Source organism: Paraburkholderia sp. BGA-UO-ETr-F21, assembly GCF_059567925.1.
Genome location: NZ_JCAQOY010000001.1, coordinates 1 through 12,470 on the forward strand (window position 1 = coordinate 1; position 12,470 = coordinate 12,470).

The following is a 12,470-nucleotide window of genomic DNA, read 5'->3' on the forward strand; positions in this document are numbered from 1 at the left end:
TTTCGTTGAAAGATCCAGACCAAGACCGAGCTGTGTCATCGGGGAACCCCTGAAACTTGCCTTCTCCCAGGATAGTCGACCCAGACGTCAACGCCAGGACTTTTGCAGACCTTCCCTAGATAAGAATCTCGACGCGGCAAATGAAAAAGCCTGGCTTCGGTTCTCTATCGAAGCCAGGCTTTCTTTCATGCGCGCCGCGCAAACACCCGATCAAGACCCCGCACGAAACTCGATGCGGCGATTCCGGGCCCGTCCGTCAGTCGTGTCATTCGATGCAATCGGCTGATCCGGGCCGACGCCGGTCGTCGTCATCTGTTGCGGCGGGATGCCCTTCGCGACCAGATAGCCTTTGACCGCATCCGCGCGCGCCTGGCTCAGCGCGATATTCGACGTGCGATTACCCGAGTTGTCGGTGTGCCCGATGATCGCAACCGTTTTGGTCGTCATTTTCCCCATGGCGGCGGCCATCTGATCGAGAATCGCGCGGCCTTGCGGGGTGAGCGTGGCGCTGCCGGTTTCGAATTCGATCGTGCGGTTCGCGAGCGTCTGATCGAGCAGGCCTTGCTCGGATGCGCTCACGCGCAGGCCGTTCTTGATCGTATAGGTCGGGTTCAGCGCATTCGCCATGTCGCTCGCGAGTTGCTGGCGCTGCGATTCGTTGTGCACTTCGCCTTTCACGTCGATCTGCGTGCCGTCGATTTTCAATTGGCCTTTGCTGATCTGCTTCAATTGCGGACCGATCAGTTTTTGCACGTTGGCGGACCAGTTCGGCGGCGTCGCCACGTCGGCGACTTCGATCTGGTCGACCACGTTGGCCGCGCCGTATGTGTCGCGCAGTCGGGCGAGCACGGCCGCCTTGGTCGCTTCGTCGGGCACCTTGCCGCCAACCACCACCTGGCCCGGCGTAGCGTTGGCGGGCGGCGGCGCTGCGCTGATCGCGCCGGTGCCCGCGCCGGTCGTGCCGCTGGCGAGCCCGGCCGTGGTCACTGCGGGTCCCGCGTTACCCACCGGCGCCGACGCAGCCGGCGGCAAAATCGTGGTGTGAATCGAAATACCGCTGTTGTCGACCGGCGTGACGCGAGCGGGGCCGTCGTTGTCGGCATGCGCGAGGGCGCTGAGCAGAAGGCCCGCAAGCAGCACGGACGTGCGCGTGGAGAGGGTCAGCATCGTGTCACGCTCCCGTGAATGCTTCGCGGAACGTGTCGATGCTGACGCGCAGCGACAGTTGCGGTTGGTCGAGGTAACTGACGAGCTTGCTGATGCCATGATCGTTCTGTGCGTGTTCGTCGATCCACTCGGGGTCGTCGATATCGATGTTATGCGCCGCATACGATTGCGGATCGACCACGCTGTGCAGCGTTTTGGCCGACGCGCCATTAAAGCCGATGATGAGCCGCTCGCGCTCGGCAATCGTGCCGATGAAAATCGCCAGTTCGAAATCCGCCTGCGCGACGAACGGCGCGATCAGTTCGAGCCAGAACGCGGCCACGAGACTGCGGTAGAACGGATCGTTCGGCAGCGGCAAGGTCAGCCCGCGTTCGAGATGCGACGAACCGCTTTGCATCACCGGACGCAGCAGCGACCCGAGCGCGAGCATCGCGCCGCGCAAACGCACCGGATGGCCGCTCGCGAGCAGCATCTGTTCGAGGCCCGCGAGCGTTTGATGCTCGACGAAATCGTTGAAGGTGCCGTCGTGCGGATTGCCGGGGCCGCCGCCGATCTCGATCGGGACCTGCATGTCGCCGAGTGCCTGCAGCGCACCGGGCGGTTCGCTCGCGCCAAGCAGCGGTTTCATCTGCGCCGCGACGCGCGACCACAGCCGTGCGAAGGCCAGCGGGCTGTGCGCGAGAAACGTCAACGGCTTTTCGACTTCGAGCGCGGTCGCGGCAAGAAACGGAAAACGCCGCGAGGATTGATCGTGGCTGGCCATCATATGCCCGGCAATCGCCAGTTTGCTGCGTGAACCGAGGAACGCGAAGTGCATCGGCTTGGCGTTTTCGTAGACGATCTTCCAGCGTGGATCGTCGCTCAGCAGTTCCATGGCTTCCGCGATCCAGCGGTCGAGCGTGGCGAGCAGCTGCGGATTATGGGCGCTCTTCACAAAGTCGCCGCGCGACGGGATCTTGCCGAAGTAGGCGATTTGCGCCTGCACGGTTTGCGTCATTGCGCACCCCCTGTATTCGAAACCGCGGCGGCGGCCGTAGCCGGACGCGCCGCTTGCGAGGCCGGCGCGATCGCGGGCGCGGCGCCCGGTGCACCCGCGGCTGTCGCGTTGACCGAATTCGCCGCCGCGCTCACATCCGCCACCGAGGAGGGCAGGCGCAAGCCGCGCAGGCTCTGCTGTTGCGGCGCATCGCTCGAGCCGCTCGAAGCCTGCGACGTGCTGATGATGCGCATGCTGACCGCCACCGTCACGCTGCCTTGCGTCCACGACAGATCGAACGTGCCGTCCGGACGACGCTTGCGTTGCGCCGAATTGATCAGCTTTTCCAGACCGTAGCGGCCCGGTTCGTTGACCAGTTGCAGCGTGCGGCCGTCGAAGGTCGTGGCGTTCAGCGTCGCGCCCGGCGAACCCGAAGGATTCGGCCACACGAAGTTGGTCCACTGCGGCGGCGTGTTCCGGTAGCGCATCTGCTGGCCGTCGATTGCAAGCGTGTATTCCGTCGTGCCGCTGCTCGGCTGCGGCAGGATCTGGAACACGGTCTGCGGTTCGGACGAACTCTGGCCCGACGCACCGGCCGCGCCGCCGGCAAGCGGCGCCACCCAGCGCGCGAAGCCGTTGGTGAAATCGGGCGTGAGCGCGAGGCCCATATCGCCCCACGTGCGCGCCGTCAGCGTGTCGCCACGGCGCACCGCGAGCGGCCCGAGCGTGGTGCCGACGAACTTGGCAATCGCGCCGTCCGGACCGAACACCTGGGCTATTTCGCCCGCGCCGGCTTCGACCTTCGCGTCGCTCGCAAACGGATACTTGTTGGCTAGCGAACCCTGGAAGCTCTGATAAACCTGCGCATTCCACACCTTGTTGACTTCGACGCTGGCCGGCTGGATCACCACCGCATACGCCGCCATCAACGGACGCACGAGCAGCGGGCGCAGCGCTTTGCGTTGCGAGTCGGTGAGACCGGTGAGCATCTGCTCGTCGACGAATTTCAGCGAATCGGCGAGCTCGGAGCCGCTGCCGTCGAGTGTCTGCTGCATCAGTTGGCGCGCGCCCGGTCCCGGATCGCCCTGATTCTTGATCACGTTAAAGCGTGTGCGGACCTTCGATAGCGTGTCCATATAGCCCTTGAGCATCGAGCCGTTGTCGCCGCTTACCACGATGCGGCCCAGCGCCGAGAACTCCTGGCCGATCGGACCCATTGGCATCTCGACCGGATTGCCGTTGATATCGATGTTTGCGTTGATCTGGCCGGTCGGCGCACGCGAGAACCAGTTCTTGAACCAGCTCGTCACGCCGGTTTGCGCGCGCTTCAGGTTCGCGTTGAAGAGCGAGGGGTTGTCCCACGAAGTCTGGTCATACGCGGTTTCGAGCACTTTGCGGATCGGCGAATCCTGCGGGTCGCCGAGACGGTTCATCGCATCCACTGCCTGACCGAAACTGCCGAAGCTCTGCACCGCAATGCCTTGCATGAACTTCTGCCAGTGCATGGCGTACTCGGTCTTGTACATCGTGACGAGCGCTTTCTGGATCTGCTCGGGACTGCCTTCCAGCGTCAGGTCGTCGTGGGCTGACGTGTTGAGCACCCAGTCCTTGGCCTGCAATTCCTTGGTGGCCGCGTCGCGAATGGCGGGCTGCACGTACTGGAACCACGCTTCTCGCGTGAAGGTGCCGGGAATCGCGTAACTGCCCGCCACCAGCGCGGTATTGTTTTCGCCGACAATGCGCGCGATCGTCATCGGCGCGAAACGGGTCGATGCGCGTGCCTTGATTTCCTCATAAACCCGTTGACGGGCCGGCATGCCACGCACCACGCGGCGCAGGTTCTCGCGCGTCTGGTCGACGAGACCGAGGTTCTGGTCGATCATCGGCCAATCGTCGTCGGACACGCGCGAAAGGTAGAAGGTGATCATGCGTTCGGCGCTGCGGATCATCTCGTCACGCGGCATGTTGCCGCGATTCGTTTCGAGCCAGCCGCGCCAGAAGCGGGCAACCTGGTCGGTGAGGTGAGCCGTTTCCACATGACGCTTGTCGCTCAGCATCAGGTAGGTCTTGAGCGCGTTGTACGCATCTTCGACGTTGGTCGGCGAGGCATCGCTATAGAGTCCACCCTGGCTGTTCGCGCTCATGGCCGAATGCGTGGAGACCGGAATCGCGGCGGCGTCCGGTGCGCGGTTCAACGGCGCGAGTTGGTCGGGGTGTGCGTTGACGTCCTTCAGGAAGGAAGCGAGATTCTGCGAGACCGGGTCGAGCAGGATCTGGCGCACGCCGTTGTAGTACTCGGTAAGCAGACGCTGTTCGAGCCGGTCGCCCTGATAGAGGCCGAGCGATACCGCAAGCGGCTTGTCGCGGCGGAACTGCTCGAGCTGGTCGATGCGGTCCTCGAGCACGTCCATGGCCTGCAGCCGCGATTGCAGATCGTTGCGGTTCTGCTGCAGGCGCACCACGTTGTCGAGGTCGGCCTGCACGTTCGCCGTGAGTTGCTGGTTGTTGACCGTCGACCAGGTCCAGCCGCCGAGCGCCAGCGCGAGCACCGCGACGAAGCCGAAGAAGGTCGCATAACGCATGCGCGTTTTCGCAGGGCTGGCGAATTGCCTGACCGTTTGCCGGTCGGCGAAGATCACCTTGGAGAACAGATCGCGCAGGAAGAAGCCGTTCTTCGAAAACGCGCTATGCGGCTTGGGCAGACTATCGGCGCTCAGGCCGAAACGGTTCGCGATGCGAGTGGCCGCGGCGCTATTGGTCTCACCTTCCTGCAATGCACTGGTGAAGTAGAAGCCGCGGAAAATGGGTTTGTACTGGAACGGGTTGGTCTCGAACAGCGTGGCGAGAAACGCGCGCAACGCGGGTTTGATGGTGGAAAATTCGAGCGGAAAGCTCAACTGACCCGGCGAGAGCTTATTGCCGCGATTGATCGACATCTGCGCGACGCTGATTTCTTTCAGGCCGTCGTACAGTTCCTCGAAGTGCTCGTCGAAGAGCCCCACCACGTCGCGCTTTTCGTCCGGCTCGTAGGGCAGGGTAGCGCCCCACACGCGGTCGTATTCGTGACGGTCGCTTCCGCTGAAGAATTCGGTGAAGCCAGTAATCAGGTCGGCCTTGGTGAACATGACATACACCGGCGCGAAGACTTCGAGCTTCTCGGTCAATTCCTGCACGCGTTGGCGCAGATTCTTGGCGAGATTGATCGCGAATTCAGGCTTGCTGTTGGTCAGCTCCGCAATGCTGGCCGTGACGATAATGCCGTTGATCGGTGCCTTCGGCCGGAAACGTTTGAGCAGGCCGAGGAAACCGAGCCATTCGGTGCGGTCTTCCTCGTGCACGGAATAGCGCCCTGCGGTGTCGAGCAGAATGCCCTCGGTCGTGAAGAACCAGTCGCAGTTCCGCGTGCCGCCAATGCCGTGAATCACCGCGTTGTTCTTGTCGGCAAACGGAAATTGCAAACCCGAATTCAACACTGCGCTGCTCTTGCCCGCGGCGGGGTTGCCGATCACGATGTACCACGGCAACTCGTACAGCGCCGAGCCGCCCGAGACCTGGCCGATCTTCGAGGTCTTGATGGTCTTCACCGCCTCGACGAGGCGCGTGCGCAGCACGTCGAGTTCGGCCTGGCGTGCGGGGGTGGGCGCGGGGCCGGCTTCAGTCTGCTTTTCCGCCTGCTGCTCGAGCATTTCGCCGAGCTTGCGGTTCGCGCGCCGCGCGCGCAGACGGCGTACCACCCACACCAGCAGCCACAGCGCGACCACGACGCCGAGCGCGATGGCTGGCCACATCAGGTCGATCTGCAAGGTATCCGCGCCGATGAATAGAACAGCGGCGAGCGCGAGCAAGCCGATGATCGAGAGCGTGCGTGTGTGGGTCAACACGTTGAGAATGCGTCGCATAAGCCGTTCAGGTCTGGGTGATGAATGTCGTAGCGCGTGCTGTGGCGCACGGCATGGTGCGCGTATGGCGTTTGAAATAAATCGAGTGCATGTTCAGGCGAAAGCGAATACGGCAAGATTGTTAAATCCGCGAAAAAAAGCCGCAGAGAATGTGATCGGCGCAATGCCGTTATGCATGCGGCATTGCCGCTTTTCGCCAGAAAATCTGATTGAACGCCCCATTGTCAACCTCTTATTCCCCGCTTTGCCCTAATGACCGCGCCCGAGGACGAAGCCGGGTTTGTGATATTCGACGTGCCCGAGATCCATCATTTTCCAGCGCCCACCCCACGTCAGACCGACCTGTTCCGCTGTCTGTCCGTATAGCTGATAACCTCGCATGGCCCAGGGATCTTTTTCTGAAATGACGAGTTTGCCGTCGCGCAAAAATGCATTGTCCGCGGCAAGTCCGTATTGGTGGTAGCTTTGAAACGCTGCGGCATTAGTGACGTTGCCCCCCATTTGCGCCAGCCGGTTTTGCCGCTCCGGACTGCGATAACCTTCCAGTAAGGCCATTTCATACCCGTATTGCTCGTGCATGATTTTGTAGACGAGCAATAAACGTGTTCTGAAATCGGCATCGAGCAAATTCCAGTCGCGGCTCGCGTCTTTAAGCGCGGGCCGGATCTGCTCGACTTCCTGCGTGGCAAATACCTCCGGTGGCAGCGGCGGCGGGGGCACGAGCTGTTCGCCGTTCAATAACGCGGCAATTTTCTCGTCCGGTACCCGCGCAGTGTCATCGAATTGGAATAATTGCCGGCCGCGTAAAGCCAATGCCACCAATGGAGGCGTCGCAAGAATACCTGTGGTGGTAAAAATCAGCAAGCGCCGCTTTACCAGTAACTTTTGCATATCGATTGCGGTCGATTGCGAAATTTTTGCCGAGCGCGCTAATTGGCCGCGTGCGCGAGATGCACTTCGCGATGCTCCGCGCATAAAGCGGCCATGAATAGTGAGAGCCGCGTCCAATAAAGAGGCGCGTACTGCCGGCAATAGCAGCATTGCGGCGATCATGACGGCGAGCGCGAAATAGGCGAAAAGTACTACGGCAATCAAAGGCGACCCCGGAAATTGGAAAGAATTGTATTTTGTAATGCTTGCTCTTAGAATCAGGCCTGCTCTGAGAGGAGCCGGAGCGTATTATCACGGCGAAATAATCCAGGATTCAATGAGACAGTGAATGAGTGCGCCGGAAAGTTCGAATTCCAAAGCCCCGCCTAGCCTGTTATCCGATAAGGCTAAAGGCGCTGATGGCAATGGTTCGCGAATTCTTGCGAACCTCGAAGGCCGCGTTGCGCCGCCTACGGAAAAACCACGCCGGTCGAAAGCGGTGCTCGCGCTGGTCGCCTTGCTCGTGATCGCAGCCGGCGGCTGGGGAGCGTGGCATATGCAGCGGCGCGTGCAGAGCGAGTCGCTGGCGGAGGTCACGCCTGCCAGCGTCGAGAAGGCTACCGCGTCCGCGGTTGCTGCAAGCAACGTGCCGCAGGTTGTCGCGAAAGCAGAGGTGCCGGCCGCGGCGTCGTCGCAAGCGGCGACCATCGTTGCCGACGACAGCGATAGCAAGGCCGCTGCGGCATCCGCCACGGCGCCCGCCAGCGGCGACGCCAGCCGCCTGTCGCGCGCGCTCGCCGACGGTGCGGAACCGAGCAGCGCACCTGCACCGGTTGCATCCGCAACGGCTGCTTCAGCGGTCACGGTGCCAGCGGCGAAGCACGGCAAAAACGCGACGGCTGTAGCCACCAAGGAGAAGCACGAGAGCGCGGCGCACGGCAAGAAGGAAAGCATGGCGACGGTGAACCGTCACGCGAGCGCGCCGACTGCGGTCGCGCAGTCGAAGAAAGCGCGCGCGACCAGCAATGCTTCGAAGGATGATTCGGATGCCGATCTATTGGCGGCTCTCGTCGCCCGGACCAAACCGGCGGACACCAAGCCCGCGGTAGAGGACACGGCGACCAAGGTCAGTGCAAGCGCTACCGGCAACGCCAAGCTGGCTGAACGCGTGAAAGAGTGCGGCAAGCGTGGTTTCTTCGAAGACCAGTTGTGCCGCTGGCGCGTATGCGACGGTCACTGGGGTAAGGATCCGGCCTGTCCGGCTTCGGCGCAGCAGGCACGCCAGCCTTGACGCATTCTTTATTTGCCACGCAAACCGTGGTGGATGGGCGGAAGTGAGCGAGCTTTGGCGGCGAGTCTGGCAGCGCTGCCGGCTATACGCTTTGCGCGCCTGCGCGATTGCAGAAGACGAGCCTTAATCGCTTTTATGGTCGGGATTTTTTGGTTTCATGTCGATCTGCTGGCGCGAACGACGCCAATCACACTACAGAACCAACGGAATTGTCGCGCGGACTGCGCGCCCGCATTGAACCCGCTTCAGGCGGGATGCAGGCCGCGCAGTAACTGACGGACACGCGACAGATCCTGATCGACGTGCTCTGCTTTCTCGAACAACTCCGCCAGCCAGTCGACGAACGCGCGCACGCGTGGCGAGACGCGGCGATTCTTCACATACGCGACCGAGACCGGCATCGGCACCGGCTTCCACTGCGGCAGGACTTCGCGCAAAAGTCCAGAATCCAGATAGGGTTGCGCGGCGATGCGGGCGGGCTGGATCAAGCCGAGGCCTTGCAAGCCGCAGGTGAGATAGGCCTGTTCGTCGCTGACTTTGACGAAGCCTTTCACCTTGACGTTTTGCGCTTCGCCGTCCACTTCAAAATCGAAATCCACTTCGCGTCCGTTGTGCGGCGACATGCAATTGACGGCCGTATGTCCGCGCAAATCGTCGAGGTCCGTGGGTGTGCCATGACGGGTCAGGTAGGCCGGACTCGCACAGGTCACGTGTTCGAGCGTGCCGAGTTGGCGCGCGACCAGATTCGAATCCGGCAATTCGCCTAGCTGGATGCTGCAGTCGATTGCTTCGGAGATCAGATCGACCGTGCGGTTGCTGATGCCGATAGCGAGATCGAGGTTCGGGTAGCGCGTGTGGAAGTCGTCCAGGGCCGGCAGGACGATCGTGCTTGCCACCGCGCCGGGCATTTCGATACGCAGGCGACCGGTCAGGTTATCCGTGGCGTGCCGGATGCTGGCTTCCATTTCGTCGATGTCGGCGAGGATTTGCGCGCAGCGCTCGTAGTAGGCCGCGCCTTCGGGCGTGACGCTCAGGCGCCGCGTGGTGCGGGCGAGGAGAACCGTGCCTAGCAGCGCTTCCAGATTCTGGACGATGGTGGTCGCCGTGGCGCGGGGAATGTTGAGGGATTCCGCTGCGCGGGTGAAGCTGTTGGTGTCCACGATTCGGATGAATGTTCGCATTGCGGTTATTCGGTCGATCACGGGTTGTGCTCCAGTCTGGGGTTGTTTGTTGGCTGCGGGGCGGTTTTTGTTTGTGATCTTTGGGCTTTGGCCTTTCCTTGAATTCTTCGTGGTCTATTGGCGTTGCCCCTGTGCGGGGCGGCACTTACTTTCTTTGCCGCCGCAAAGAAAGTAAGCAAAGAAAGCGGCTTCACACCGCCAGCTCATAAGCGGGTCCCCTGGCTTGGAGGGGGTAGTGGCGCATCTGGAATCCGCGTTCTCGCACATTTCGCCCCGGTGACAAGGCAGTCATGCTTCCGGCGGCGCTGCGCGCGCCGCAGCGGTCTTCATTGAACAGTGGCCTTTTTAGGGTGTCGCCGAGGCGAAGCCGACGGCGCCCACGGCGTCAGTTTTACTGACGGGTTCCCGTGCATACCCTTCCGCGACGCACGCGGTGCGGAGTGGGAGCGGATGATGGCTTTGTCACTGAAGTGGAATGTGCGAGGGCACGGATTCCAGATGAACCACTACCGTGGCTGTGCGGGGGACCCGCTTAAGAATTAGCGGTGTGAAGCCGCTTTCTTTGCTTACTTTCTTTGCGGCGGCAAAGAAAGTAAGTGCCGCCCCGCACAGGGGCAACGCCAATAGACCACCAAGAATTCAAGGAAAGGCCAACACCCAAAAAAAACAACCCAAACCCCACCGCGCCGCAGGCAAAAAAACAAAACAACATCCCCGCAGCGCGGCCCACCCAAAATTTACTTCCGCAAGGAATCCAGATCAATCACAAACCGATACTTGACATCACTTTTCAGCATCCGTTCATAAGCCTCATTAATCCCCTGCATAGGAATCACCTCGATATCCGAAGTAATCCCATGCTCACCGCAGAAATCCAGCATTTCCTGCGTCTCGGCAATGCCGCCAATCAACGACCCAGCCAACCGGCGACGCTTGAAAATCAGATTGAACACCTGCGGCGACGGATGATCGTGCTCCGGCGCGCCGACCAGCGTCATGGTTCCATCACGCTTGAGCAGATTCAAAAACGGATTCAGATCATGTTGCGCAGCCACGGTATTCAGAATGAAATCGAAGCTGTTCAAATGCGCTTCCATCTCTTCGGCATTCTTCGAAATCACCACCTCATGCGCACCCAGCCGCTTCGCGTCTTCGATCTTCGAGGGCGACGTGGTGAACAACACGACATGCGCACCCATCGCGCGCGCCAGCTTCACGCCCATATGACCCAAGCCGCCAAGGCCGACAATGCCGACCTTCTTGCCGGGACCGGCGCCCCACGTGCGCAGCGGCGAATAGGTGGTAATGCCCGCGCACAGCAACGGCGCCACGCCGGCAGGGTCGAGATTGTCCGGCACGCTCAAGGTGAACGCTTCGTCCACGACCAGTTGCGTGGAATAGCCGCCGTAAGTGATCTGACCGTCGACCCGGTCGACTCCGTTATATGTGCCGACAAAACCGTTCTCGCAATACTGCTCGAGACCTTCCTCGCAACTCGCACACGTGCGGCACGAATCGACCAGACAGCCGACGCCGACCAGATCGCCCACCTTGTGCTTCGTCACGTCCGCACCGACCGCGGTCACGCGGCCGACGATTTCATGGCCCGGCACCACCGGAAATACGGTGTTCTTCCATTCATTGCGCGCCTGATGCAAATCGGAATGGCATACGCCGCAAAACAGTACTTCCATTTGCACATCAAGGGGGCGAAGTTCGCGGCGCTGGATTTCGAACGGGGCGAGCGGCGCGGTAGCGTCGGTCGCTGCATAGGCATAAGTCGTGCTCATGGGTAGCTCCAGCAAAGAGGGTGAAGTTGCAAGGCGCCGGCGATGGGCGAGGCATGTCGCCGATGAGGCCAACCTCGTCATGAACCGGGATCACGGCGCGGGCGGTGACTGGCAAATTCGTCAAACAGGCAATGGCCAATCGAGCCCGGCGCAGCGCGGAAATAGATGATCCGGCAGGGTTCCCATGATAGAAGCGGGCGGGGAGCCCGGGAATACCTGAATGTCTTGAAGGTTTGCCTAAAACTCCTGGCGAGCGGCGCGATAGGTCGTTTGGTGCTAAATTTCAAGCATTATTCTCTTGCACGTCACTATACCGTCATGTCAACCCGTTCCGCTGAACCCGTCCCGCTCGATCCTGCTCAGCAGCGTGTGGTCGAATTATTCGACGTGCTCGCGCCCAACCCGGGCTTCACGCGCACGAGTCTCGAAGGCGTCAATCTGATGCGCGCGAATAGTCCCATGCCGCGCATGCCTGTCATGTACGAGCCGAGCATCGTGATCGTCTGCCAGGGACGCAAGCGCGGCTTTCTCGGCGATCAGGTGTTTCAGTACGACGCGCAGCAGTATCTGGTGCTCTCGGTGCCGTTGCCATTCGAATGCGAGACCGAGGCGAGCCCGGATGAGCCTTTTCTCGCCATCTCGGTGCGCGTCGATCTCACCATGGTGGCGGAATTGCTGATGGCGTTGAACGAGACGCAAGGCGCCGCGCAGCACGAACCCGTCGGCATCTATTCGACGCCGCTCGACCCGGCGCTGTGCAACGCGGTGCAGCGTCTGATGGACGCGCTGGCTTCGCCGCTCGACGCACGCATTCTCGCGCCCGGCGTGGTGCGGGAGATCTGTTATCGCGTGCTGACCGGCGAGCAGGGCGACGCGATTCGCGCGGCTCTCACGCATCAGAATCATTTCGGCCGCATTGCCAAAGCATTGCGGCGGATTCATGCCGATTACCACGGCGTTCTCGATGTCGATACGCTCGCGTCCGAAGCCGGCATGAGCCTCGCCGTGTTTCACGCGCAGTTCAAAGCCGTCACCGCCACTTCGCCGATGCAATACGTGAAGACCACGCGTTTGCATCATGCGCGTTTGCTGATGGTGCAGGATGGTTTGAATGCGGGCGCGGCCGCGGCGCGCGTCGGTTATGAAAGCGCGTCGCAATTCAGCCGTGAGTTCAAGCGCCTTTTCGGCCTCAGTCCAGTGGACGAAGTGAAGCGCATGCGCACCTTGTACGATCCGCCGGCACCACGCGTGGTCAAACCGGTTGCGCGCTACGTCACCGCCGTGTGAGCGGGCAAA

At 61.4% G+C, this 12,470-nt stretch carries 8 protein-coding genes; 2 read left to right on the top strand and 6 right to left on the bottom strand.

Translation table 11 applies throughout. The features are described 5' to 3' along the window. Positions 1-210: 210 nt before the first annotated feature. From AC57B1_RS00005 to AC57B1_RS00020, 4 genes are all read right to left on the bottom strand, one after another. Positions 211-1,167, bottom strand: a complete 957-nt coding sequence (locus AC57B1_RS00005; RefSeq protein WP_408187379.1) for an OmpA family protein — start codon at positions 1,165-1,167, stop codon at positions 211-213. A 4-nt stretch (positions 1,168-1,171) separates the two neighbouring features. Beyond that, complete coding sequence (gene tagF, locus AC57B1_RS00010; RefSeq protein WP_091801911.1) at positions 1,172-2,164, bottom strand: type VI secretion system-associated protein TagF; 993 nt, start codon at positions 2,162-2,164, stop codon at positions 1,172-1,174. Continuing rightward, positions 2,161-6,042, bottom strand: coding sequence for a type VI secretion system membrane subunit TssM (gene tssM / locus AC57B1_RS00015; protein ID WP_496416226.1), 3,882 nt, complete (start codon positions 6,040-6,042; stop codon positions 2,161-2,163). The genes tagF and tssM overlap by 4 nt, the downstream gene beginning before the upstream one ends. Positions 6,043-6,291: 249 nt before the next feature. Then, complete coding sequence (locus AC57B1_RS00020) at positions 6,292-7,137, bottom strand: M15 family metallopeptidase (protein WP_496416227.1); 846 nt, start codon at positions 7,135-7,137, stop codon at positions 6,292-6,294. Positions 7,138-7,261: 124 nt separating this feature from the next. Here AC57B1_RS00020 and AC57B1_RS00025 point away from each other — a divergent pair, with 124 nt between their 5' ends. Further along, complete coding sequence (locus tag AC57B1_RS00025) at positions 7,262-8,203, top strand: hypothetical protein (RefSeq protein ID WP_496416228.1); 942 nt, start codon at positions 7,262-7,264, stop codon at positions 8,201-8,203. Positions 8,204-8,448: 245 nt separating this feature from the next. Here AC57B1_RS00025 and AC57B1_RS00030 read toward each other — a convergent pair whose 3' ends face one another. Together AC57B1_RS00030 and AC57B1_RS00035 are read right to left on the bottom strand one after the other, a co-directional pair. After that, the gene (locus tag AC57B1_RS00030) at positions 8,449-9,405 is read right to left on the bottom strand and encodes a LysR family transcriptional regulator (RefSeq protein WP_496416229.1); all 957 of its coding nucleotides are present in this window, start codon (positions 9,403-9,405) and stop codon (positions 8,449-8,451) included. 716 nt (positions 9,406-10,121) lie between these two features. Further along, positions 10,122-11,174, bottom strand: a complete 1,053-nt coding sequence (locus tag AC57B1_RS00035) for an NAD(P)-dependent alcohol dehydrogenase (protein ID WP_091801893.1) — start codon at positions 11,172-11,174, stop codon at positions 10,122-10,124. Between the two features lie 318 nt (positions 11,175-11,492). Here AC57B1_RS00035 and AC57B1_RS00040 point away from each other — a divergent pair, with 318 nt between their 5' ends. After that, positions 11,493-12,461, top strand: coding sequence for an AraC family transcriptional regulator (locus AC57B1_RS00040; RefSeq protein ID WP_408349589.1), 969 nt, complete (start codon positions 11,493-11,495; stop codon positions 12,459-12,461). The last annotated feature ends 9 nt before the right edge of the window (positions 12,462-12,470 follow it).